The organism is Corynebacterium faecale (assembly GCF_030408735.1).
Lineage (GTDB): Bacteria > Actinomycetota > Actinomycetes > Mycobacteriales > Mycobacteriaceae > Corynebacterium > Corynebacterium faecale.
Genome location: NZ_CP047204.1, coordinates 1,787,063 through 1,811,217, shown reverse-complemented (window position 1 = coordinate 1,811,217; position 24,155 = coordinate 1,787,063). Strand labels below are relative to the sequence as shown.

Annotated in this window: 24 protein-coding genes; 10 read left to right on the top strand and 14 right to left on the bottom strand. The window is 59.0% G+C overall.

What is annotated here, in order from left to right; all coding sequences use genetic code 11:
* Positions 1-34 precede the first annotated feature (34 nt).
* The 3 genes from CFAEC_RS08280 to CFAEC_RS08270 form a co-directional block, all read right to left on the bottom strand.
* Positions 35-646, bottom strand: a complete 612-nt coding sequence (locus tag CFAEC_RS08280; protein ID WP_290275886.1) for an energy-coupling factor transporter transmembrane component T family protein — start codon at positions 644-646, stop codon at positions 35-37.
* Positions 646-1,335, bottom strand: a complete 690-nt coding sequence (locus CFAEC_RS08275; RefSeq protein WP_290275884.1) for an energy-coupling factor ABC transporter ATP-binding protein — start codon at positions 1,333-1,335, stop codon at positions 646-648. The genes CFAEC_RS08280 and CFAEC_RS08275 overlap by 1 nt, the downstream gene beginning before the upstream one ends.
* 107 nt (positions 1,336-1,442) lie before the next feature.
* Entirely contained in the window at positions 1,443-2,057 is a 615-nt protein-coding gene (locus CFAEC_RS08270; RefSeq protein ID WP_290275881.1) for a biotin transporter BioY, read from the bottom strand.
* A gap of 105 nt (positions 2,058-2,162) precedes the next feature.
* Between CFAEC_RS08270 and CFAEC_RS08265 the strand changes: the two genes are divergently transcribed.
* The 3 genes from CFAEC_RS08265 to recX all read left to right on the top strand — a co-directional run bounded on the left by CFAEC_RS08265 (position 2,163) and on the right by recX (position 4,519).
* Positions 2,163-2,378 (top strand): DUF3046 domain-containing protein, encoded by a 216-nt coding sequence (locus CFAEC_RS08265; RefSeq protein ID WP_290275879.1) that lies wholly within the window; start codon positions 2,163-2,165, stop codon positions 2,376-2,378.
* A gap of 248 nt (positions 2,379-2,626) precedes the next feature.
* A complete protein-coding gene (recA, locus tag CFAEC_RS08260; RefSeq protein WP_290275878.1) occupies positions 2,627-3,757 on the top strand; it encodes a recombinase RecA in 1,131 nt (376 codons plus the stop codon).
* Positions 3,758-3,874: 117 nt separating this feature from the next.
* Positions 3,875-4,519 carry a recombination regulator RecX gene (gene recX, locus CFAEC_RS08255; protein ID WP_290275876.1) on the top strand — a complete coding sequence of 215 codons (645 nt, stop codon included), beginning with the start codon at positions 3,875-3,877 and terminating at the stop codon, positions 4,517-4,519.
* 127 nt (positions 4,520-4,646) lie between these two features.
* On the opposite strand, the gene ccsB is transcribed toward recX, so the two are convergent.
* From ccsB to CFAEC_RS08230, 5 genes are all read right to left on the bottom strand, one after another.
* Positions 4,647-5,660, bottom strand: a complete 1,014-nt coding sequence (ccsB, locus tag CFAEC_RS08250) for a c-type cytochrome biogenesis protein CcsB (protein ID WP_290275874.1) — start codon at positions 5,658-5,660, stop codon at positions 4,647-4,649.
* Positions 5,661-5,766: 106 nt separating this feature from the next.
* A complete protein-coding gene (locus tag CFAEC_RS08245; RefSeq protein ID WP_290275872.1) occupies positions 5,767-7,446 on the bottom strand; it encodes a cytochrome c biogenesis protein ResB in 1,680 nt (559 codons plus the stop codon).
* 98 nt (positions 7,447-7,544) lie between these two features.
* Positions 7,545-8,360 (bottom strand): cytochrome c biogenesis CcdA family protein, encoded by an 816-nt coding sequence (locus CFAEC_RS08240; RefSeq protein ID WP_290275871.1) that lies wholly within the window; start codon positions 8,358-8,360, stop codon positions 7,545-7,547.
* On the bottom strand, positions 8,357-8,971 hold the full coding sequence (locus tag CFAEC_RS08235) for a TlpA family protein disulfide reductase (RefSeq protein WP_290275869.1): 615 nt from the start codon (positions 8,969-8,971) through the stop codon (positions 8,357-8,359). The genes CFAEC_RS08240 and CFAEC_RS08235 overlap by 4 nt, the downstream gene beginning before the upstream one ends.
* 141 nt (positions 8,972-9,112) lie before the next feature.
* Positions 9,113-9,688: a CueP family metal-binding protein gene (locus tag CFAEC_RS08230; RefSeq protein ID WP_290275867.1), complete on the bottom strand. Its 576-nt coding sequence runs from the start codon at positions 9,686-9,688 to the stop codon at positions 9,113-9,115.
* Positions 9,689-10,082: 394 nt separating this feature from the next.
* Here CFAEC_RS08230 and CFAEC_RS08225 point away from each other — a divergent pair, with 394 nt between their 5' ends.
* The 5 genes from CFAEC_RS08225 to CFAEC_RS08205 all read left to right on the top strand — a co-directional run bounded on the left by CFAEC_RS08225 (position 10,083) and on the right by CFAEC_RS08205 (position 15,242).
* Positions 10,083-10,805, top strand: coding sequence for a response regulator transcription factor (locus CFAEC_RS08225; RefSeq protein WP_290275865.1), 723 nt, complete (start codon positions 10,083-10,085; stop codon positions 10,803-10,805).
* A complete protein-coding gene (locus tag CFAEC_RS08220; protein ID WP_290275864.1) occupies positions 10,802-11,956 on the top strand; it encodes a sensor histidine kinase in 1,155 nt (384 codons plus the stop codon). The genes CFAEC_RS08225 and CFAEC_RS08220 overlap by 4 nt, the downstream gene beginning before the upstream one ends.
* Before the next feature lie 72 nt (positions 11,957-12,028).
* Positions 12,029-12,346 carry a heavy-metal-associated domain-containing protein gene (locus tag CFAEC_RS08215; protein ID WP_290275863.1) on the top strand — a complete coding sequence of 106 codons (318 nt, stop codon included), beginning with the start codon at positions 12,029-12,031 and terminating at the stop codon, positions 12,344-12,346.
* Positions 12,347-12,378: 32 nt separating this feature from the next.
* Positions 12,379-14,562: a copper-translocating P-type ATPase gene (locus tag CFAEC_RS08210; RefSeq protein WP_290275862.1), complete on the top strand. Its 2,184-nt coding sequence runs from the start codon at positions 12,379-12,381 to the stop codon at positions 14,560-14,562.
* Positions 14,563-14,660: 98 nt separating this feature from the next.
* Positions 14,661-15,242, top strand: coding sequence for a YdhK family protein (locus CFAEC_RS08205; protein ID WP_290275860.1), 582 nt, complete (start codon positions 14,661-14,663; stop codon positions 15,240-15,242).
* 124 nt (positions 15,243-15,366) lie between these two features.
* On the opposite strand, the gene CFAEC_RS08200 is transcribed toward CFAEC_RS08205, so the two are convergent.
* The 4 genes from CFAEC_RS08200 to gluA all read right to left on the bottom strand — a co-directional run bounded on the left by CFAEC_RS08200 (position 15,367) and on the right by gluA (position 18,797).
* Positions 15,367-16,317 carry an amino acid ABC transporter permease gene (locus tag CFAEC_RS08200; protein ID WP_435384223.1) on the bottom strand — a complete coding sequence of 317 codons (951 nt, stop codon included), beginning with the start codon at positions 16,315-16,317 and terminating at the stop codon, positions 15,367-15,369.
* Positions 16,317-17,003 (bottom strand): glutamate ABC transporter permease GluC, encoded by a 687-nt coding sequence (gluC, locus tag CFAEC_RS08195; RefSeq protein WP_290275859.1) that lies wholly within the window; start codon positions 17,001-17,003, stop codon positions 16,317-16,319. The genes CFAEC_RS08200 and gluC overlap by 1 nt, the downstream gene beginning before the upstream one ends.
* A 111-nt stretch (positions 17,004-17,114) precedes the next feature.
* On the bottom strand, positions 17,115-17,999 hold the full coding sequence (gluB, locus tag CFAEC_RS08190) for a glutamate ABC transporter substrate-binding protein GluB (RefSeq protein WP_290275856.1): 885 nt from the start codon (positions 17,997-17,999) through the stop codon (positions 17,115-17,117).
* A gap of 69 nt (positions 18,000-18,068) precedes the next feature.
* Positions 18,069-18,797: a glutamate ABC transporter ATP-binding protein GluA gene (gluA, locus tag CFAEC_RS08185; RefSeq protein ID WP_290279848.1), complete on the bottom strand. Its 729-nt coding sequence runs from the start codon at positions 18,795-18,797 to the stop codon at positions 18,069-18,071.
* 292 nt (positions 18,798-19,089) lie between these two features.
* Here gluA and miaB point away from each other — a divergent pair, with 292 nt between their 5' ends.
* Positions 19,090-20,739 (top strand): tRNA (N6-isopentenyl adenosine(37)-C2)-methylthiotransferase MiaB, encoded by a 1,650-nt coding sequence (miaB, locus tag CFAEC_RS08180; RefSeq protein ID WP_435384222.1) that lies wholly within the window; start codon positions 19,090-19,092, stop codon positions 20,737-20,739.
* 116 nt (positions 20,740-20,855) lie between these two features.
* The gene (locus tag CFAEC_RS08175) at positions 20,856-21,539 is read left to right on the top strand and encodes an Rv2732c family membrane protein (RefSeq protein WP_290275854.1); all 684 of its coding nucleotides are present in this window, start codon (positions 20,856-20,858) and stop codon (positions 21,537-21,539) included.
* On the opposite strand, the gene CFAEC_RS08170 is transcribed toward CFAEC_RS08175, so the two are convergent.
* Positions 21,536-22,621, bottom strand: coding sequence for a GNAT family N-acetyltransferase (locus CFAEC_RS08170; RefSeq protein ID WP_290275852.1), 1,086 nt, complete (start codon positions 22,619-22,621; stop codon positions 21,536-21,538). The two genes, CFAEC_RS08175 and CFAEC_RS08170, sit on opposite strands and share 4 nt — an antisense overlap.
* A gap of 16 nt (positions 22,622-22,637) precedes the next feature.
* Positions 22,638-23,996 carry a DUF349 domain-containing protein gene (locus tag CFAEC_RS08165; protein WP_290275850.1) on the bottom strand — a complete coding sequence of 453 codons (1,359 nt, stop codon included), beginning with the start codon at positions 23,994-23,996 and terminating at the stop codon, positions 22,638-22,640.
* Between the last annotated feature and the right edge of the window lie 159 nt (positions 23,997-24,155).

Genomic DNA, 24,155 nt, shown 5'->3' with positions numbered 1-24,155 from the left:
CCCCTGTTTCAACCTGGGGCTGTTTAGGTGGGCCCTAATCGCCTGCGCCACGAGCTAACAGCGCATCACCAATGTTGCGGGCACGTCTGATGGAACGGACTAACACCGGAGTGCCGAAGGCGACTATGGAGAAGCCGGCGCCCCGCGCCTTTCGGGCATCGAGCACCTCGATCACGGTGGCTAGTTGAAGCGGTATGAGACGAATGGTCAGGGAGATTGCCAGGGTGATGGTTTCCACTGGTAAGCCGAATCGCTCGAAGGGTTTGAGCATCCTCTCAACGGTATCCATCATCTCCTCAAGCCTGGTGGTGAGCGTGAGGAGCATGGCGGCCATCAGCGCGGAGAAGATGACCATGACTGTGGTCGCCGCGAACGGCAGGCCGCGCTGCCACCATTGGAAGGCTCCTAACACCAATAGCACCGGCAACACCGGCCACCACTGACTCCACGCAGTGCGTAGCGGTATCCGTGCGACAATATATAAGACTCCCATGGTGATAACCAGCGCGCCCGCCGCCGCCGGGGACTTGGCCAGGATCGTGCCACCGATGATGAACAGCAGCAGTAGTGGAAACTTCCAGCGTGCAGTAAGCCGGTGTACGGGAGAGTCCGCATCCACATACACACCGAGTGGAATGTTGCGCATCAGACCGACTCCGTCATCAGCTGAACATAGTGGGGGATGGTCTCAGATGGGGGTCCATCCATCGCGATCCGGTGGTTTTCAATGCAGATGACCCGGTCGAAGTCGTCGAGAAAGTCCAGATCATGGCTCACCACGATCAGTTGTTGGGGAAGTGAACGGAACACCTCCCGGATAAGTAGCCGGTTTTTCAGATCCAGCAGGGTAGTGGGTTCATCCGCGATGATGATGTCAGGTTCGATGATGAGGACTGCTGCGAGGGCGAGCAGTTGTTTCTGCCCACCGGACAACGTGTGCGGTGACTGATCTGCATGCTCAGTCAGGTTGAATCGTTCCATCATCGCGTTCACTCGTTGCTGTTTCTCTGCGCGGGAGATCTTGAAGCGGCGCAACGAGAAGGCAATATCCTCCCGCACCGTAGGCATGACAATCTGGCTTTCAGCATCGGAGAAAACGAAGCCGACCTTTTTTCTCACTTCCCGGCCTTTGGCAGCGACATCGAGTCCATCAACGAGGACCCGTCCACCGCTGGGGTCCCCGAGCCCGTTGATCATTCTGATCAGCGTTGATTTTCCGCCACCGTTGGCACCGATGATACCGATCCGTTGTTCGCGGAGAGTGAGTGAAATGGGTTCAAGAACCCGGACGTCGTCATAGGACACTTCCGCGGATTCGAAGATGATCTCGGGCATAGTCGCCAATTCTATGGAGTAGTGGGGTGGAACGAAAAGAGACCAGCCACCACGGGGTGACGGTGGACTAGTCGATTCTGTGTGGGGCAGATGGGTTTAACCGATTCTTATCTGCGCCGCAGATCAGGGAACGCGGCGTGAACGCCGGCCGCGATGATGATCATGACCGCGAACTTGCCCATGTCGGGAAGGATGAACGGTGCCTGGGATACGGTGGCCTCCACGAAACTGAGCCCTGCCCTTAAGGTCAGTCCGATGATGCCGGACAGGTATTGCACCAACAGGCCTACCAGCGCCGCGAGGGTGAAGACGGCGAACATGCCGGCACCCTTCTTCTTTGGGGCACGGTAAGCAATGACACCGGTAATAAAGGCAGAGATCAGGTAACCCACGATATAACCGACGGTGACACCGGCCAGTGCTGCGATGGTGCTTCTGCCACCAGCGAGTACTGGTAGACCTATCATTCCCAACGCCAGGAACAACAGAACAGAAAGGAATCCACGACGGCCACCCAGGACCAGACCTGCGAGAACGACTGCCGCGTTCTGGAGCACGATTGGGACACCGGCCGCACCAACCGGGATCTGGACGAAGGCGAGCACAATGATGAGTGCGGCGAAAACGGCGATAAGCGCGAGATCCTGCAGGCGCTTTCTGCTCGACGCCGAAGGAGTGGCTTTCTCCCTGGCGGAAGCGTTGATGGTTGTCTCTGTTTGCATGGGCAAAGTATACAACTGAACACTGTTCAAGAAGCAAGTGGGCGATGGGGTCGGATTCGCTCGGGGGTGACTCGGGTAGCGGTCGGACACGGTACTATCGTCCCCATGCGTTTATCGGAGTTTCGGCAGTTGATCGAGGATGAGTTCGGGCAGGTTAAGGGGGAATGGATCGCACATTCCCATGTTCTTGGATCTTTCGGCAAGACTGTGGACGACGCAGTGGAATCAGGTGAAGATCTCCGGGATGTATGGATACGGCTCTGTGATGACTTTGAAGTGCCCGAGGAGCGTCGACTGGGCAAGGATGACCCACGCGCTTAGGTGGGCGCTGTCAAGGTGTAAAGAAAATTCGAGTTCGAACAGTTGTGCGTGTAAGGTGTGGATCATGCTATTCCGATCCACGCCATGTTCTAGGATTTCCCCCACAGGTTAAGAAACTTGGGGCAGGCTGGGACCCCATTCCTGGTTCGCGGGGTCTAACAGAGTAGATCCGTCCGGAATCCTCCCACTAAAGGGCGGCGTCGGGCACCACATCATGAAAACAGATCTAAAACGGATAGGACTAAAAAATGGCACCGAAAAAGACAACCAAGGCCGCCTCCAAGGGCGATGATCGTCAGAAGGCACTTGACGCTGCCCTCGCACTTATTGAGAAAGACTTCGGCAAGGGCGCCGTGATGCGCCTGGGGGATGAGAACCGTCCGCCCATCCAGGTCATCTCCTCCGGCAACACCGCCATTGATATTGCTCTCGGCATCGGTGGGTTCCCGCGCGGCCGCGTCGTCGAGGTTTATGGTCCAGAGTCCTCCGGTAAAACCACCGTTGCACTCCACGCAATTGCGCAGGCACAGAAAGCCGGCGGTATTGCAGCATTCATCGATGCCGAGCACGCCCTGGATCCTGATTATGCCCGCAAACTCGGTGTTGATACCGATGCGTTGCTGGTCTCTCAGCCAGACACCGGTGAGCAGGCACTGGAGATCGCCGATATGCTCGTCCGTTCCGGGGCCATCGATATCATCGTCATTGACTCTGTGGCAGCCCTGACCCCCAAGGCTGAGATTGAGGGTGAGATGGGCGATAGTCACGTCGGCCTCCAGGCTCGCCTGATGTCCCAGGCGCTCCGCAAGATGACCGGAGCACTGTACAACTCCGGTACGACTGCGATCTTCATTAACCAGCTGCGTGAGAAGATCGGCGTGATGTTCGGCTCTCCCGAGACCACCACTGGCGGTAAGGCACTGAAGTTCTATGCCTCCATCCGTCTCGATGTCCGTCGTATCCAGACCCTCAAGGACGGACAGGATGCGATCGGTAACCGCACCCGCGTCAAGGTGGTCAAGAATAAAGTGTCTCCACCGTTCAAGATCGCTGAGTTCGACATCATGTACGGCGAGGGAATCTCACGTGAATCCTCCGTTATTGACCTGGCAGTGGACAACGGCATTGTGAAAAAGTCGGGCTCTTGGTTTACCTATGAAGGCGACCAACTCGGACAGGGTAAAGAAAAATCCCGACTGTTCCTCAAGGAGAATCAGGAACTGACGGATGAGATCGAGGAGAAGATCTTCCGCAAACTCGGTGTCGGAAAATTTGCCAACGTTGCGGACGAGCTCACCGACGATCCGGTGGAGCTGATCCCGAATGTTGATTTTGATGATGAAGAAGCCGATGAGGTTGTCGGAGCAGCTGAGAAATAGAATCTCAGCGGTCAGCGTTGAACTGACCTTTATCTGAATGGCGGCGCATCGGAAGATTCTCATCCTGATGTGCCGCCCTTTTCACCTATTCATGTGACACCGGAAGTGCAGTCGTTGATGAACAACCACCAGAAAACCACCGCAGCCAAGACGGCAGTAGCCAGCCAGGCTGAAAAACTCGAGAAGCTCCGATCTGCGCTGGAGGAGTTCACCAAGCGGCAGGAGGCTGGTGAGGGTGGTTCACTCTTCGACCATGAAGCGGAGGAGAAGAAGGCGGAAGTCCGCCGGCGCGCTTTATTGCTCTTGGACCAACGGGCCCGTTCCAAGGCGGAGCTCCGACAGCGACTCACGTCCCTCGAGTTCGATCCAGTTGTCATCGATGAAGTTATCGCGGATCTCACCCGGGCCAAACTCCTGGATGATGAGGACTTTGCCCGGGAGTGGGTCCGCCAGCGTGCCCAGCGCAGAGGGAAATCCGCACGCGCCCTTGACCGGGAGCTTCAGGACAAGGGTGTTGATTCGCACACTCGCATGGTCGCCCTCGAACAAATTGATGCCGATGATGAACGCGAAACAGCGCGAGTCGTCGCCCAGAAGAAAGCCCGCAGTGAAACCCGGATCCCAGCAGACCGTGCGGAATATGACAAAGCTCTGCGACGCGTCGTCGGTGCTCTCGCGCGTCGTGGTTTTCCCTCAGCCCTGTCCATGGAACTGTCACGGGAGGCCCTGGATGAGCGTCTTGAGGAGCTGAAATCCTCCTGAAAAACCTGAATCCCCTCTATGGTGCATCCACCGGGTAGATCCTCCACAACCGTTCTACGCAACCTACCCACTGAGCCCAATGCCACGGCACTTCGTGCTCGATGACTGGTCGTTGACAGGGCTCGGGTTAGTTCAGTCCAGCGTAGGAATGCAGGCCAGACACGACCAGGTTGATGAAGAACAGGTTGAAGATCATCACAGCTAGCGCCAGGATATTGATCCACGCAGCCTTGTGGTCACGCCAACCTGCCGTGGCCCGTGCATGCAGATAGGCGGCGTACAGGATCCAGGAGATGAAGGAGGCTGTTTCCTTCGGGTCCCAACCCCAGAAGCGGCCCCAGGCAGCTTCTGCCCAGATCGCCCCGAGAACAATACCCAGGCCGAGAACCGGCAGAGTGATGATGGCTGATTTATACGCCAACCCGTCAAGTTTCTGCGCATGGGGCAGGGGTTTCGCCACCGCGCCGAAGAAACCGCGCTCTTTGCCCTGTGGCTGTTTGATCCGCAGGAGATACAGAAGAGACGCGATACCGGAGACCATGCCGATCGCCGCACCGAGTGAGACTGTGGAGACATGGATGGGAAGCCAGTAGGACTGTAGTGCCGGGACCACTGGTGCCGACACCGAGTACAGGTTGGTGCCACCGAAGAAGAGCAGTACAAGGATGGGAAGCAGCAACCACGGCCAAAAACTGCGCCATTCCTTGCGCTGGATCACAATCGCTGCGGTGATCACTGACAGCATAGAGATCATGGAGATGTACTCGTACATATTTCCCAGTGGGAAGCGGTCGGTGGCCAGTCCACGAAGGATCACCGAAACCAGGTGAACGATAGCCCCGAGGTATACCAGTCCCTGGGTCATGCCACCGAACTTGTCGGTGGCGTTCTTCTTCCTGGTGAATTCTTCTTCGCTGAGGGCCTCGACGTTCATACCGCTGGCCGTCTCCACCTCATGGTTGTCGCCAGCGGTGGAGACCAGTGTTCTGGTCGTGGCCTTTTCACGTGCACGGTGGGCATCGATGACTCCCTGGAGCTTCACGTAGTAGATCAGTGCGAGCACCAGTGCGAGGAGATAGATGACGAACGCTGTCTGGAAGGCGGTGTCAGAGAATGTGGACAAGGTTTGATTAACCGGCATGGGGATGTGGATTCCTTTTGCAGAACATCGGATGTGGAGCTACGGGAAGGTCAAGGGCGGTTCAAGTCATGAGAGAGTGCGCCGTTCTCGGTGGATAGATGAGGGATCAGTTTTTCAACCCAGACTGGGCAAACCAGGAGTCATCCTCGGTTTGTTCCGCCACATCATCGGGGTCGGGCAGGTTGAATAGTGCGCGGTGGAGTTTCTCGAACTCCTGTCCTCCACCGGCGTTATCGGTTCGCGCCAGGCCGGCGATCTCCACGGTGGTGGTGTTGTCCGTGGGACCGGGGTGGAGTCGAATCCAGACACGACGACGCTTGATCAACAGGGAGCTGACCAACGAGATGAGCATGACCCCTGTGGTCACCAGTACCCACGGTTGGAAGGGGTCGTAGCTGATCTGGAAGTTGGCAAATTCACTGGCTCCGTCGAACCTGATGGTGGTTCCGTCATCAAGCGTGACATCATCGCCCTGTTCAAGATTTACTCGTTCTATCTTCTGTAACTGCCCGCTGGCGATCAGCGTGGGGTCGAGTTCAAAGATGGACTGGGCGCGCCCGGTATCCAGGCCGGCATCTCCACGGTAGATATCAATGGCCACCGCGGGATCACGCATGGCAGGGAAGGCTGATGTCAGTAATTCACCGCTGTCCCCACCCCATGCCGCAGTGGGGGCAAAGAGACCTTGGAGTGCAATCTGGTGCTGGCGGCGCTCGTAGATTTCGGGATACATTCCAGCCGGTGGATCAAATCGCATCACCCCAGATGAGAGGAAGAATGTCGGGTCGTCGGGTCCGAACTGGATGGTTTGAGTACGGGTTTCTCCGTTGGGCCAGGTCACGGTGAACGTTGGGGCGTACCCGTGTCCCATCAGATACACGCGGTCACCGGCCAGCCGCAGAGGATGGTTTACCTGTAGTTGATAATCCGTCCACTCCTCCTTAGATCGGTGAATATCCTCGCCCACGGCATAGGAGATATTGGAGGTGAACATCTCCGCCTGGCCGTTGCGAAGGTAGTCTGCAGAAAAATCATGGGCGTCAAAGCAGAAGGTATTCAATCCTGTCCCATCGAAAACGGGACCTGCCCGGAAGGAGTCGAAGTTGGCGGTGGAGGTATTACAGAACTCGGTGCTCTGTTCAACAGGTGGGGTGTCGTAGTTACCTGATTCGGTGACAATGATGACCATGCCCTCGTAGTAGACCATCCGGCCGGCAGCGATCGTTGCGAGCATGCCCACGAGGCTGAGGTGAAACACGAGGTTCGCCAGTTCCCGGGCGTACCCACGTTCCGCGGAGAGGGAGAATTTACCGGCCCGATCCTGGTCGGGCTGGTACTCGGACACTTTCCACCGTTTGAGCAGCTGGTGTGCATCATGCGTGACGTGTTCCAGTGGCTTGTCGACGGTGCCCCTCGCATGAAATGGGAGCCGTTCAAGACGCTTCGGAGCGCGGGTCGGCGGAGTTTTCAGCGCCTTGTAGTGCTCCCAGGAGCGGGGCAGGATGCAACCGATGAGAGAAATCGTCAGGAGCATGAAAATTGAATTGAACCAGGTTGATTCGAAAACGTCGAAGAGTTGGAGTTGATCGTAGAATTCAGCGATTCGACCGTTGTTGGCGATGTAATCTGCGACATTTCCTGCATTGAGGCTGCGCTGGGGCAGCACAGTACCGGGAATTGCCGCGATAGCCAGGATGAACAGCAGGGCCAGCGCGGTGCGCATGCTGGTCAACCATCGCCAAGCCTTTTTGAGATACGTCCAGAAGGTGCGTATCAGGGTAATCATGATTGATCCTCTTCAGAGTTTCCAGCCCGACCGGACGAGATGGTTGATATAGATGTCAGATGTGGTGGTATCGCCTGGACTGCCACTGATTCCGTGGATCAGATCAGGGTGGCGCCGTACTCCACGGTCCACTGGCGAACCCAGTTGATGAAGTGGGCCCACGCTCCGCTGGCCAGTGCGACACCGACCAGAACCATCAGTGCTCCACCGAAGAGTTGGATCTTGCGGGAGTGTTTCCCTAACCAACCAAAGGTGCGCATCGCCTTGGCGGAGCCGAATGCCATGAGCAGGAAGGGCAGGCCCAATCCCAGGCAGTAACCGATGATGAGAATGACACCGCGCGCGGCGGTCATCCCTTCGGTGCCGGCTGAAACAGAGATGATTGCGGCAAGCGTTGGTCCCAGGCATGGTGTCCATCCCAATGCGAAGACCCCTCCGAGTAGGGGCGCACCGAGCCAGGTGGACCATTTCTTCGGGGCCATCCTGGTGTCGCGTTGCAGGGCGGGGACCATCCCCATGAAAGCTAGGCCCATGAGGATGGTGATCACTCCGCCAATGCGCATGAGAGTGTCGGCATTGAGGGTGAGCAGGCTGATTGCTCCGAAAACGGTGACGGTGGCCAGCACAAAAACGACAGTGAAGCCGAGGATGAAAAGACCTGCTGCGCCGGCCACTGCCCATTGGCGCTTCTTCGTCACCACGGAACCGTATTGGGAGTCGTATTCCACCTCACCTCCCACCACACTGGCCAGGTAGGACATGTAACCGGGCACGAGGGGAACTACACAGGGGGAAGCAAAGGAAATGAGACCGGCGGCTGCAGCAGCAAAGATTCCGAGAAGCAGGGGACCAGAGGCTGCAACATCGGCGAACTGCTGACCGATGGATAACTGGGCCATCACATCAATGGTCATGATTGAGGTGCCTCTTCAGTTAGTGGTAGTGCAACGTCAAGGATGTCATCGGCATCGACTTCACGGAGGAACACCGCAGCGGGGCGGTGTTCCCGGTCCAGAATGATCGTTGTCGGGACCACAGAAGTCGGTACTCCACCCAAAGACGCAGCGGTGCGGAAGGGTGGGTCATAGATCGAGGGGTAGGTTACGCCGTTGTCGAGGATAAAATCCTGGGCGATGGTCTGGTTATAGTCACGGACGTTGATGCCCAGCACGGTGCCACCGAGTGGCTCGAGAGTGTCCTGGGCGATCTGGAGATCATCAACTTCTGCGCGGCAGGGCGCACACCATTGTCCCCAGGCGTTGAGGACAACAACCTCGCCCTCAAAATCTGACAGATTGATCTGTTTGCCGTCTTCCATGAGAGATTGTCCGGAGAAGTTCGGCAGTGGTGCGCGTTGCTCCTCGGTGTAGAAGATCTCGGTCTGCCCACCGGGGGAGTGAAACTGGAATGTGCCTCCGAGGGCGACAGCATTCTGTGCTGCCTCTCCGGAAGTACACGCTGTCAGCGTCAGGGTGGTGAGCACCGCCAGTGCTGCGGTGATGACACCGGGGCGAACTCTCGACATGGATCAGGCACTCCTCATTATGGGATGGCAGGTAAAGATGACCGGTGTTCGGGGTTTCCCAAGGGGCGATGAGGGCACCGGTTATGTTCATGCTGGGTAATAAGCCTTTGGGGATGAGGATGCTCCTCATCCTGGGATTCATCAGGTCAGACGCAGGTTGGTCACACAGGTGGCACCGTCGTCGGTGGTGCTGAAGTCAACAGTTCCGGTAGATCCCTGGTGGTTTACTTCAATGATTCCTTCGGCATCATCCGGGAGCCAGAAGCCGACGAACCCGTTGTCGAATGTGGTTGTCTCCTCATTGACCAGAACCTCTCCGGAGGCCTCATCTGTGATCTTCACGTGGACCCGTTCATTGCCGAGTTCACCCTGGCAGGTGGTCAGGCTGTGATAGAAGCAGTCATGTGTCTGGTTCAGGTAGGGGGCTATGGATATGTAGGTCAGATTCTCCGGTAAATCCAGGGCCATTTCCCGGGACTGATCCGAGAGGATGAGTTGATCGGTGCGTACCGAGGCGATGAAATCAGTGGGACGATCGGCGAGAGCCTGTTGATCAAGTTCCTCAATGATTTCCCGGGCGTCCATTCCGGCCAGGCCTTGGGAAACCAGAAGATCCTGCCCACCTACCTGCCCAGCCACCGCGGAGTCGGATTCGGTTGTTGCACATCCCGCCAAGCCGAGGCTGATGGCAGCAAGAACGATCGCAGCGCGTTTCATCTCAAAATCTCCTAAGAACGAGGTTTCACACCACCGTCGACATGGCGGAGGTACATGGTCTTTTTAACATGCATCTTCACCGGGAGGAAAATTAAAAACCCTGCTCAGCGTGTAGAAATGAGGAAATATCTACGCTGGGTAGTGGCCGGGGTCACCTACGCATCTCACGTCCGGGCAGCAACTGAATTGTGCGCAGACACTGGTGATGCGGTGGAGTGGCCGCTGACTCAATGGTGGGAGCACTTTTCCTGGTCCAGGCGGCCTTGAGTCAGTCGGAGGGGAGAGGCCACAAGCCGCAACCCCGGCCTGCCATATTTAAAGATTTGGCAAAGATTCAGCTCATCAGTGTTGTCCGGGGCCTAAATGGGCAGGTGCCGGGGTGATACTGGGAGCCATGAGTGAGTACACAAAGACACCCCAGGACTCGGTCGGAAGGGTGTTGGTCGTAGATGATGAACAAGCCCTGGCCCAGATGATTGAGAGTTATCTGGTGCGGGCAGGTTTTGAGGCCACCCAGGCCCATAACGGTCTCCATGCGGTGGAGCTGGCGCGTGAATGGGCGCCGGATGTGGTGGTGCTCGATCTGGGGCTGCCCGGCCTGGATGGAATGGAGGTCTGCAGGCGGATCAGGGAATTCTCGGATTGTTATATTCTCATGCTCACTGCGCGAAGCAATGAGGATGACAAAATAGCGGGGTTGACCACGGGTGCTGATGATTACATCACAAAGCCCTTCAGCATCCGTGAGCTGGTTACCCGCATCCGGGCGGTGCTCCGGCGCCCACGTGTCTCCACCAGTGGAACCGGGATGAGTTCTGTCAGGGTGTTCGGGGAACTCGTGGTGGATTCGCAGGCTCATGAGGCACGGGTCAGTGGTTCCCAGGTCGCTCTCACCCGCACGGAGTTTGCGATTCTGTCAGCCCTGGCCACCAATCCAGGTCAGGTTCTCACCCGGCAGGAACTCATCACTGATGTCTGGGATACCTCCTGGATAGGGGATGAACGCATCATTGATGTCCATATCGGCAATGTGCGCCGCAAGCTGGATGTTGATGGCACCGGCCAGGGATATATCGATACCGTCCGTGGAGTTGGCTACCGAATGGCGCGGTCATGACCCAGGGAGCGAATCTGACCCTCCGGTTTCTTGTGGCCCAGGCTGTGGTTGTGGTCATCAGCCTGTTGTCCGCAGTGGCTGTGGCATCGCTGGTGGGCCCACCGTTGTTCCATGATCACCTTTTGATGGCTGATCGCGCGGATGAGCTGCGCCATGTTGAGCAGGCATATCAGGATGCGGGGTTGATCACCCTGGCTGTGGCGGTCCCGATTGCATTCGGGTCTGCGCTGTTGGCCAGCTTCTGGCTTGCCCGGAAGATCCAGACACCCCTGCGTGGTCTGACCAGGGCTGCGACTGCGGTCGCCGGAGGAAACTATGACGTGAAGGTGCCCACCGGTGATGCGGGTCCAGAGGTGACGACACTGGCCGTGGCGTTCAATACGATGGCTGATCGCTTGGCACACACCGAAGAGGTGCGACGCCAGTTGTTATCTGACCTTGCGCATGAAATGGGCACTCCCGTGTCTGTGCTCACGGTTTACCTTGACGGTCTGCAGGATGAGATTGTCGAGTGGAGCCCGGAGACTCAGACGGTGATGTCTGAACAGCTTCAGCGACTGACCCGGTTGATTGAGGACCTCGATGACGTCTCCCGCGCCCAGGAAGACCGCATCGAACTGGACAGTACCGAACTGCCGCTGGGTGAACTGATTCACTCGAGTGCCACTGCGGCTCAGGAGGCGTATGCAACGAAAGGGGTAAGCCTGCAGGCGGTTCCTGTCACCACTCCGGTGTCGATATTTGTAGACCGCCAGCGATTCGGCCAGGTCATGGGGAATCTGCTCTCCAATGCGTTGCGCCATACCCCTGCTGGTGGGCAGGTCACTATCAGCGCACGTCGACAAGGTGCAGGAACGGTGTTGATTGATGTAGCGGATAACGGGGAAGGGTTGACCAGCGACCAGCTGGGGCACATCTTCGAAAGATTTTACCGGGGTGATGCTGCCCGAAACAGGGATCACGGTGGTTCTGGGATTGGTCTGACGATCTCCAAGGCACTGGTCGAAGCCCACGGTGGAACCCTCACCGCTTCATCGGCGGGATCGGGATTCGGGACGACGCTGACGATCCGCCTCCCGCTTTCCACACCGTCGACAAGCATCCCCGCCGTCGGCGGGCATCCGCAAGGTACCTCGAGGCCCAACCCCTAGCTTTTATACCCCAGGGGGGTATATGGTGGTAGGTGAGAACCTCCCCAGCCCACTCTTATCAGGAGCTTGAAAATGACCACCCTGCTGCCATTGACCTCCACCCAGCCCACTGGCTGCGGGTGCTGCGGTCCTGCCGGATCGGATGCAGCTTCTGCCCCCAGAAATGAGGCGGCCGCTGAATCCATGACCCGATATCGAGTATCTGGTTTGTCCTGCACCGGGTGTGTCAACACTGTCACCGCCGCCCTCTGGGAGGTGCCCCAGGTCACTTCGGTTGATAGTGAACTGATCAAGGGTGGTGTCTCCACGATCACCGTGACCGGAACCGCATCCCGGAAAACCATCACACAGGCCATTGAACAAGCCGGCTATGCCATCGCCCCTTCCTGATCCGACCACCCCCAGAGAAAGACAGGAGTTTCATGAGTACCCCACATCATCACGGTGATCACACCGGACATGAACAGCACGACGATGCTGCCACCCACGGCCAGGCCATGCCCCAGGATCACCCCCACTCCGCAATCGACGAGCACCACGGCCACGGGCATAGCGACGATGCCGGCCATGATCACGACGATGATCACCATGTCCACGGCCACGGTGACCACGCCGGCCACAGCGTTGCGATGTTCAGAGATAAATTCTGGTGGACGCTGATTCTCTCCGTGCCGGTCGTGTTCTTCAGCCCGATGTTCGCCGATATCATCGGTTACCAGATCCCCGAGTTTCCGGGTGCCACCTGGATCGCCCCGATACTGGGAACCATCATCTTCATCTACGGCGGAGCCCCGTTTCTCAAAGGCGGGGTCGCCGAGCTGAAATCCCGCCAACCAGGCATGATGCTGCTGATCGCCATGGCCATCACCGTGGCATTCGTCGCGTCCTGGGTGACCACCTTAGGGATTGGCGGGTTCTATCTGGATTTCTGGTGGGAACTGGCGCTGCTGGTGACCATCATGTTGCTGGGCCACTGGATGGAAATGCGGGCCTTGGGCTCAGCATCCTCCGCACTTGACGCCCTGGCGGCTCTTCTACCCGACGAAGCGGAGAAGATCGACGGCGATACCACCAGGACCGTGCCCATCGCCGAATTGTCTGTGGATGATGTTGTTCTGGTACGCGCTGGTGGTCGCGTGCCCGCGGATGGAACCGTGATCGACGGTTCCGCCGAGTTCGACGAAGCAATGATCACCGGCGAATCCCGCCCCGTGTTTCGTGATGTCGGCGCGCATGTGGTCGCCGGAACTGTGGCCACCGACAACTCCGTGCGCGTCCGCGTTGAGGCGGTCGGTACCGACACGGCACTGGCGGGGATCCAGCGTATGGTCGCTGATGCCCAGGAATCCTCCTCCCGCGCCCAGGCACTGGCTGACCGGGCTGCTGCATTATTGTTCTGGTTCGCGCTGATCGCAGCACTGATCACCGCGGTGGTCTGGTCGATTGTCGGCAGCCCGGATGACGCCGTGATCCGGACTGTGACGGTGCTGGTCATTGCCTGCCCGCATGCACTAGGCCTGGCTATCCCGCTGGTCATCGCCATCTCCACGGAACGCGCAGCCAAGTCCGGTGTGCTGATCAAGGACCGGATGGCGCTGGAGCGCATGCGCACCATCGATATCGTGCTTTTTGATAAAACAGGTACCTTGACTGAAGGTGCCCACGCTGTCACCGGCGTGGCACCTGCAACAGGTACCTCGGAAGGCCAGCTGCTGGCTTTGGCCGCTGCAGCTGAGGCTGATAGTGAACACCCCGTGGCCAGGGCCATCGTCTCCGCTGCCAGCGAACACGAAGAAGCCTCCGGCCAGCCGATGCGCGCAACCGGTTTCACCGCGGCCACCGGCCGCGGAGTCCGAGCGCTTGTCGACGGTACTGAAATCCTCGTCGGCGGACCCAACATGTTGCGAGAATTCAATCTCACCATCCCCGGCGAATTGGATGAACAGATTGAATCCTGGGAACAGCGCGGTGCTGGTGTGCTGCATGTCGTCCGGGACGAACAGATCATCGGAGCACTCGCGGTCGAGGACAAGATCCGTCCCGAGTCCCGCGCCGCCGTACAGGCGTTGCAGGCACGAGGTGTCAAGGTTGCGCTGATCACCGGTGATGCCAGCCAGGTCGCTAACGCCGTCGGCAGGGATCTGGGCATTGATGAGGTCTTCGCCGAGGTCCTTCCTCAGGACAAGGACACCAAGGTCGCGGAGCTTCAGGACCGTGGACTGCGTGTGGCGATGGTCGGTGACGGCGTCAATGACGCGCCTGCCCTGGCCCGGGCAGAGGTGGGCATCGCCATCGGTGCCGGCACCGATGTGGCCATGGAATCTGCCGGGGTGGTGCTTGCCAGTGACGATCCCCGAGCAGTCCTATCGATGATCGAACTCTCCAAGGCCAGCTACGCCAAGATGGTCCAGAACCTGATCTGGGCTTCTGGATATAACATCCTCGCCGTTCCCTTAGCTGCCGGAGTACTCGCCCCGATTGGGTTTGTGCTCTCCCCGGCAGTTGGCGCGATCCTGATGTCAGCCTCGACCATCGTGGTTGCCTTAAACGCCCAGCTACTGCGCCGGATCAACCTTGATCCTGCTCATCTGGCTCCTGGCAAGTAGAAGGAGAAGATCCAGTGGGTCGACATCCCCCTAACGAATATTGACCATCCTGGTCACTCGGCCCCCAGTTCTATCACTATTCCTTGAAAGGAACGATCATGAAACGCACCATCACCATTGCGGCCCTCGCATTGACATCAACCCTTGTGCTGAGCGCCTGTAGCGACGACACCAGTGATTCCGAGGGCACCGACTCCGTCGCCACCACGACAGCATCCACAGATGACGGTGGACATCACATGGATCATCCAGAAGACGGTGGTCCAGCTCCCGAAGGCATCGTGGAAGCCGTCAATCCAACCTACCCGGTCGGGTCGGCGGTCATTCTCACGGCTGATCACATGCCTGGCATGGACGGAGCACAAGCCACAATCTCCGGTGCTTTTGACACCACCACGTATTCGGTCAGTTACACCCCGGTTGACGGTGGTGACCCGATCACCGATCACCGTTGGGTGGTCCACGAGGAACTGGTGGATCCAGGCGAGGCACCGCTGGCTGACGGCGCCGAAGTGGTCATCGATGCAGAACACATGTCAGGGATGAAGGGTGCCACCGCCAGCATCGACTACTCAACGGATGAAACTGTCTACATGGTGGACCTGACCACCGACGACATGACCATGACCATGACCAATCATAAATGGGTTACTGAGAGTGAGATTCAGCCAGCAAACTGATCCTGCCCCCACGGGTAGATCCCTCGTAGATGAGAGTCGGTCTGAAATTAAGAAACAACCCGGTTGGTCGTACCCATGCAATATGGGTGCGTCCAACCGGGTTGTGTTCAGTTTTGAAAGGGGATCAGACCGGGGGTCCCGGGTGCTTGACCTCCTTGTAATCAGGGTCGCGCCAATCAACGTTGACGTTGTCCTTGGTGTCAAGGCCCTGGTCAGGTTGCTCAGGAACCTTGGCCACGATGTTCTTCCGGGCTCGTCCGGCACGCAGCTGGCGTTCAATACGCTGGGCGAGTGCGGTCAGGCCGAAGTTGATGATGATCATGATGATCGCCACGACAACCAGTGCAGCGAGGTAGTTGCGGTTGACGGATGCGGACTGGATACCGGAACGGACAACCTCGATGTAGCCGATCTGGTAGCCGAGTGCGGAGTCCTTCAGCGCAATGACCATCTGGGCGATCAGAGCCGGCAGCATGGCTGCAACGGCCTGGGGGAGCAGGATCGACCAGGTGGTCTGTCGCGAGGACAGCCCCAGGGCGATGGCGGCTTCCCGCTGTCCGCGGGGGAGTGAGGCGATGCCGGAACGGAGGATCTCTGCGATGACCGAACCGTTGTACATGGTCAGTCCGAAGACGACGGCGGCGAATGCCAGCTGACTGGAGGGAACCAGTTGATAACGGGCGAAGAGCTGGTAGGCGAAGATCATCAGGATCAGCACCGGGATGGCGCGGAAGGTTTCGATGATGATGGCACAGAACCAACGGAGAAGGGCGATCTCAGAGATTCGTCCCAGTCCCAGCAGTGTTCCCATGACCAGTGCGAGGAGCACTGAGGCGACGGCGGACTTCAGCGTTCCCCAGAGGCCGGGGAGCAGGTAGGTGGTCCAGGTCTGCGAATCAAGGAAGGGGCTCCACTTGTCGCCGTCGAGCTGGCCGTTATCGTAGAGGATCCGTCCCGCCCAGAAGATGACGATGAGGGCGACCAGCGTGGCCGCGGCGGTGATGATCAGGTTGAAGCGGCGTCCCTTGGGGCCGGGGGCATCGTAGAGGACTGTTGCGCGTACTGAAGATGACATTATTTCTTCACCGCCATTTTCTCAGCGAGCTTACCCAGGCCGAGGCCCATGGGGAGGGTGAGGATCATGAAGCCGACCGCGAAGATCGCGAACACGAGGAAGAGCATGTTGGCATGATTTTCAATGGTGGACTTCATCAACAGGGAGGCTTCGCCCACACCGATGACCGAGGCGATGGTGGTGTTCTTGGTCAGTGCGATGAGGGTGTTTCCGAGTGGGACAATGGCCGCTCGAAGCGCCTGGGGAAAGATGATGGACCGGAAGATATCGGAGAATCCGAGTCCGATGGAACGGGCTGCCTCAGCTTGTCCGAAGTGGACGGTGTTGATTCCGGAACGTAGTGATTCCGCCACGAACGTGGACGTGTAGAGAATGAATCCCAGGACCGCGAGACGGAAGTTGTTATCCATCAGGAAGGTGGAGCTGTCCCGGGAGGCGAGCGCCAGTCCCAGGTTCTGATAGAGACCGAAGGAACAGAACAGGATCACCAGGGTCAGCGGGGTGTTGCGGACCGTGTTGATGTAGGCGGTGGACATGGTGCGGAGAATCTTCACGGGTGAGACCCTCATTGCGGTGAGGATGGTGCCCAGAATCATGGATCCGATGGCGGAATAGATGGTGAGTTTGATGGTCACCCAGAATGCTGGAAGAAGCGACGGACCCAGATCCGCCCACAATGTGCTCATGTGGAAGTTCTCCTTGATAAGGAATGGAAGGGCTTGAACAAGAAAGAAAGCGTGGCGCCCCGAGGGGGTCGAAGCGCCACGCTGTGCTGTCAGGCTTCTAACCCTGAGGGGTTAGCTGTCCAGGAAGGAGAGATCACCCGGGGTGCCCTCTTCCACAACCACGGAGTCCTGGCCGAGGTTGTCAGTGAGGAAGCGCTGGAAGGAACCATCGGCGTACATGCGCTCAAGTGCGGCGTTGATGGCGTCGGTTGCTTCCGCATCGTCCTTGGTGATGCCGATGCCGTAGTACTCGTTGGTGAATGGCTCACCGTCCTGCTCCATCTCCACCACGCGGAATTCACCTTCACGCTGCTGCGCGTAGCCGAAGAGGATGGTGGCGTCGGTGGTCATTGCATCCACATTGCCCTGGCTGAGTGCTTCCACACAGGAGGAGTAGGTGTCATATTCCTGGAGCTGGACTCCGGGGAGGACATCCTTGACCTTCTGGGCCGGGGTGGAGCCGGTGACGGAGCAGAGGATGAGGCCGTCCTCAAGGTCCTCCAGGGTTTCAATGCGGTCATCGTCCTGGCGCACCAGGAGAGCCTGGTGGGTCAAAAGGTAGGGGCCACCGAAGTTGACTGACTCGGATCGTCCCGGGTTGATGGAGTAGGTGGCGGCGATCATATCCACCTCGCCATTCTGGATGAGGGTCTCACGCTGTGCGGATGGGGTTTCACGCCAGTCCACGGAGGGGTGGTCCCAGCCGTTGTCATCAGCGATGGAGTTGACCACATACTCTGCTACATCAACGTCGAGTCCGGTCATGGAGTTGTCCGGATTACGGAGTCCGAGACCGGGCTGATCATACTTGGTTCCGATGGTGACGGAGCCATCTTCAATGGCTGCGAGAAGGCCGTCTCCACCGCTGGATTCGCCACATGCGGTGAGTGTGACGCCGGTGAGGGCAGCTGCACTGGCAAGTGCTGCGATACGAGTGAACATGCGCTTTGTGGACATGGTTGCTCCTAGGGCTCTTGAATGCTGATTTCAGCCAGCGGGGGATATGTGGTGATGTGGTGCGCGAATCTAGTGGGCGAGGATCTTGCCCAGGAAGTCCTTCGCGCGGTCGGTCTGTGGATTGGTGAAGAAGGAATCCGGGTCGGTGTCTTCAACGATGGCTCCGTCGGACATGAACAGAACCCGGTCTGCTGCTCTGCGTGCGAAGCCCATCTCGTGGGTCACGCACACCATGGTCATGCCTTCCTTGGCCAGACTCGCCATGACGTCAAGGACTTCATTGACCATTTCGGGGTCGAGGGCGGAGGTCGGTTCGTCGAAAAGCATGATCTTTGGGTTCATCGCCAGCGCGCGGGCGATGGCCACACGTTGTTGCTGACCACCCGAGAGCTGAGCCGGGTATTTTTCGGCCTGATTTGCGATACCGACGCGTTCCAACAATTTCATCGCCAGATCAGAAGCCTCGGACTTTTTCATCTTCCGGACCTTGATCGGCCCAAGGGTGACATTGTCCTTGATTGTCAGATGGGGAAAGAGGTTGAAGGACTGGAAAACCATTCCCACATCCGCCCGGAGTTTGGCCAGGCCCTTGCCTTCCTCTGGAAGAAGCTGGCCGTCAATTTCAATTGTGCCCTCCTCGATGGTCTCGAGGCGGTTGATGGTGCGGCACAGGGTTGACTTTCCGGACCCGGACGGACCCAACACAACAACAACCTGGCCAGCCGGGACCTCCAGGTTAATGTCCGTCAAGGCCTGGAAGTCATCGAAAAATTTCTGCACTCCCGCCATCTTGATCATCGGATGATTTGTGGTCTGCGTCATAGGGGTAGCATAAGGCAATGTTGGGTCATGTGGTTCGTTTTCTGTGATTGAGTCCATATCGAAATCTATTTAGCGTGTTTCACTCCTATTTACCCAGCTAGGGCAGGGGGTATCTATGGGGGTATCTGCCGTTTCTGTCCGGAAATATATCTATAGGCCAATAGGTGAAGTCTTGTGAATGACGAGTGGCGAATCCGTCAGGCCCGTACTCGAACCCCACCTCACACCACTCCCACGTCCCATCGATGGACCCTGCTGTCACGCGTTTATGTCAGCCCGCACTGGGCGGATACAATCAATTGCCGTGACGCAGCAGATTGATACCCAGCAGAAAAACACCCCTCCGGTGGACTCCCATGCCTTTGACTCCCGACCGGAGTCCACGGACATCGGCGCCCCCGTCACTGCCCGAACCTACGAGGTGCGTACCTTCGGCTGCCAGATGAATGTCCACGATTCCGAGCGCCTGTCGGGCCTGCTCGAAGAGGCCGGCTATGTCGCCGTGGAGAATGTGGAGAATGCGGAGAATGAAGCCCCGGATCTCATCGTGTTCAACACCTGCGCTGTCCGTGAGAATGCGGACAAGCGCCTCTATGGAACCCTGGGCAATCTGCGTGCGGTGAAAGAGAACAAGCCCGGCATGCAGATCGCCGTGGGCGGATGTCTGGCGCAGAAGGATAAGGACACGGTGGTGAAGAAGGCACCGTGGGTGGATGTGGTCTTCGGTACCCACAACATCGGATCTCTTCCGACCCTGCTTGACCGGGCCTCCCACAACGCCACGGCGGAGGTGGAGATCGTTGATTCGCTCGAACAGTTCCCCTCGGTGCTGCCAGCGAAGCGGGAATCCGCCTACGCCGGTTGGGTATCGGTGTCTGTCGGCTGTAACAACACCTGTACCTTCTGCATCGTGCCGAGCCTGCGTGGCAAGGAACAGGACCGTCGGCCGGGGGATATCCTCGCCGAGGTGCAGGCACTCGTTGACCAGGGTGTCTCTGAGGTGACCCTCCTGGGGCAGAATGTCAACGCCTATGGTGTGAATTTCGTGGATCCCGAGTTGGAGCGTGACCGTTCCGCTTTTTCCAAACTGCTGCGTGCCTGCGGTGATATCGAGGGCCTGGAGCGGGTCCGTTTCACCAGCCCCCACCCGGCTGAGTTCACCTCTGATGTCATCGACGCCATGGCCGAGACCCCAAACATCTGCCCGCAGCTGCACATGCCACTGCAGTCCGGTTCCGACAAGGTGCTGAAGGAGATGCGCCGGTCGTATCGTTCAGCCAAGTTCCTGTCCATCCTGGATGAGGTCCGGGCGAAGATTCCCCATGCCTCCATCACCACGGACATCATCGTCGGATTCCCGGGCGAAACCGAGCAGGACTTCCAGGACACCCTGGACGTGGTGGAAAAGGCCCGTTTCACCTCCGCCTACACCTTCCAGTACAGTCCGCGGCCCGGAACCCCGGCTGCCGAGTATGAGAACCAGGTGCCCAAGGAGGTTGTCCAGGAACGCTATGAGCGCCTCATGGTCCTCCAGGAGCGCATCTGCGAGGAAGAAAACCAGTCATTCATCGGATCCGAGGTGGAGCTGTTGGTCCAGGCAGGTGGTGGGCGCAAGAATGAAGTCACCAAACGCATGTCCGGTCGGGCCCGTGACGGACGCCTCGTCCACTTCGCGCCCAATGGTCACCTCGACGGTGAGATCCGCCCGGGTGATGTTGTCACCGTTGAGGTCACCGATGCCAAGCCCTTCTTCCTCATCGCCGATGCCGGTGTGCTCACCCACCGCCGGACCCGTGCGGGTGATAACTCCGCTGTGGGCCAGGTTCCGACCACAGCACCGATCGGTGTTGGGCTGGGGCTGCCGAAGGTCGGCACCCCGGTGGCCCAGCCTGCGCCGGCAAACGCCTGTGGCTGCTGATCACACGTCTTGACACCCACGGGGGCCACTTCTTCTACCGCGGCGGGCACTTAGGGCAAAGGGCTGTAGACCGACTACGATTAGGTACCGAACCCAACAAGGAGTTGAACATTCAAGTGAGTGAACAGAAGCTGAGCGGTCGGGAACTGGCGGCGATGGAGAAGGAGGCCGCCAAGACGCTGGAGCTGGGCGATAAGAAGTGGTACCTCATTGCTGCGGTGGCACTGTATGCCGTATCCCTGGCGCTTCCCCATATCCGTGGTGTGGCCGGCTGGCAGGTGCTCTTCTTCACCGATACCGCCTCCGAGGCCGGCATCCGGCTTGCGGAGTATGTGTTTTATGTCCTCGGCGCGATCGGGGTTTTCCTCTTCACCCTCGGCGCCGTGACACTCAAGCGGACATGGATGGCCTGGGTGGCGTGGATTTTCTCATGTGTGACCCTGGTGTATGCAGTCCTGGCGGCATGGATGCGCCAGACCTCCACCAGCACGGACAACACCTTCGTCCACATCGGCATGCTGGTTGCCACCATCGCTGCGATCGCCGCGGTGTGGGGGCTGTCCACCACCATCCTCGCGCGCAGTGATTACCAGCTTGATGTAGCACGGATGCGTGCGGAGAACACGGAACTCTCGGCCGTGGAATCAGCCCAGAAGGACCTGCTGCGCCAGCAGCAGAACGATCCGGAGACCAACCCCCTGCTTGTCGACGACCGCCGCGCCCGCATCGCGCGACGCCGTAACGCGGCTAGCGGTGAGCAGGAGGAAACTGAGACGAAGGGCGAGCCGGACAAGGCTTAGATCTTCTTCTCCCACAGGGTGGTCCGGGATATCTCCCGGGCACCCAGAGCGCGGTTGATGGCCAGCATTCCCTGGTTATCAACCGCGTTTGACGTTGCCACCCTCCTCACCGCTGGATGGCGGTCGCGCAGGAGATTCAGACAGGCGAGTTTCACTGCTCGCCCCAGCTGCCGCCCGCGGGCCCGGGGATGAACGATGGTCAAACCCTGTTCAGCCACATCTGGATTGGACCCCGGAGGAAGTGACACGGTGGACATCGCCACCACACCCACGGCGTCGGTGAACACCACCGTCAGCAGCTGTGCGCCGGTCTGCCGGATCCGCTCTGACTGTTCAGCGAGCCTCCGTGGTGACCACCGCGCCGGGTCGGTGGTGAGTGTGCCATGGGGGATATCGGTGGCCGCGAGGTCCTGCAGCTCCACGATGCCGTCGATGAGGTCGGTGGGGAAGTCAGTGCCGAGGATACGGTGCACCGTCATACCCGGCGCGTCCCAATCGGGGCTGACGCCACTGAGGTCCACCACTTGTTGGATCTCCTCGTGGGCGGCGCTGTAGCCTGCGCGGATCAGGCGGGTGCAATAGTCGCAGACCCGGGTGTCGGCACCGGCCTTGTGCATGTGCGCCGTGTGGAGGATGCTCCGTGACCACGGTGGTGCCCCCGCGACGGTCTCCGCATGGACGAGGAGGGTGTGGATAAGCTCTCCGGCCTCATCGGTCAGCGGTTGGTCGGGGAGGGGCTGATGGCCGGCATCGAGGGTGATCTCCAGGCTGGCGGAGGCGGTGTCATCGATCAGCGGCAGGTTGATCTTCACCCAACCTTCGGCTTCGATCCAGGGCTCATCATCGGTGCCTGCCGGCACGGTGGCGTGGAGCGGGACAGCGTCATCCAGAGTGGCCACGAACAACTGTGACACCAGCTCTGTGGATCCGGCGAGATCGGTGATGATGCGTTCAACGGAGACGGAGATATCCCGTTCGCCGGAGGTTTCCTGTGACGCCAGATTGGACATGAACACAAAAGAGCGGACCTGATCCCCGGGCTCCTGCCCGGGGATCGGATCCGCAATCTTGATAATTTTCAAGGTTTCAACCTGGACTTTAGAGCTGGTCCACGGCCTCATGGGCGGTCTTGGCCCACTCTGACCACTGCTCGGCCTGGGCGCGCAGCTTCTCGGCCTTCTTGGTGTTGCCCTTGGCTGCGGCGGCTTCGGCCTGAGCGGTGAACTCCTTGGCCTTGGCGGTGAACTGGTCGGCCCGGGCCTGTGCCTCCGGGTCGGTGCGACGCCACTGGGTCTCCTCGGCCTCGGTGACGCGCTTTTCAAAGACGCCGATCTTGTCCTCGAAGTCACGGACCTGACCACGTGGTACGAAACCGATCTCCTCCCACTTCTCCTGGAGCTCGCGCAGCTTGGCACGGGCACCGTCGAGGTTCTTCGCAGGATCAATCTGTGAATCGTACTCGGCCAGCAGAGCGGTCTTGGCCTCTGCGTTGGCTTCGAATTCCTGGTCGCGTTCCTTGGCTACCGCATTGCGCTTGTCAAAGAAGTAATCCTGGGCACCCTTGAATGCGGACCACAGCTTGTCATCCACCTCGCGTGGGGCGCGGCCAGCGGCCTTCCACTCCTGCATGAGGTCGCGGAAGGCACGGGCGGTGTCATTCCACTCCGTGGACTCCTTGATCGCCTCGGCGCGCTCCACCAGCGTTTCCTTGAGGCTTCGTGCGGTGGCGCGACCACGGTCCAGCTCAGCGAAGTGGGCACCCCGGCGACGGTTGAAGGCATCGCGTGCACGGGAGTAACGCTTCCACAGCTCATCATCAGTTTTGCGCTCGATGCCGTGGATGGTCTTCCACTCATCCAGGATCGCGCGGATACGGTCGCCGGCGACCTTCCAGTCGGAGGCGTTCTCAGCGATGTCCTCGGCTTCGGTGGCGAGAGCTTCCTTGCGGGTGATCGCCTGCTCCCGACGCTTGGCCTTCTCCTCCTTGGCGCGCTCATTGGCCGCCTCTGAGGAATCCACGATGCGGCCCAGACGGGTATCCAGCGCATCCAGGTCGCCGATGGCGGCAACGGTGGACAGCGAAGCGCGGATCTCCTCCGCCTTGGTGCGGATGGAGTTGGCATCATCGGGATGGGATGCCAGACGCTGCTCGAGCAGCTCCACCTCGGTGGCCAGATCATCAAAGCGGGTGCCGTAGTGTGCCAGGCCCTCTTCCGGGGTGCCGGCCTGCCAGGAACCGATCAGACGCTCACCTGCGGAGGTGGTGACATAGGCAGAACCATCGGCCTCCACGCGACCGAACTTGGAAGGATCATTGCTCTTGATGGCAGGGGACGGGGTGACCACCGCTGCGGGTTTGGTTGCCGCCTGAGTACCAGGGCGGGGGCCGGGCCTTGGGCCGGGGCGGGGACCTGGCTTCGGAGCGGTGGTGGAGCTGGGGGTCTGGTTCTCAGTCATGGAGTGTCGGTCCTCATCACTTGCATTGTCGTAGCCGCGCGTCACGGCTGCCGAAAGTCGAATTACGTTCTACAAACATACCGCGCACACCCGTAGGTGTCAGGTGGATAGGGTGCCTTAACACGCACAGTTCCACCTTAATGATGCTTTTCGACGGTC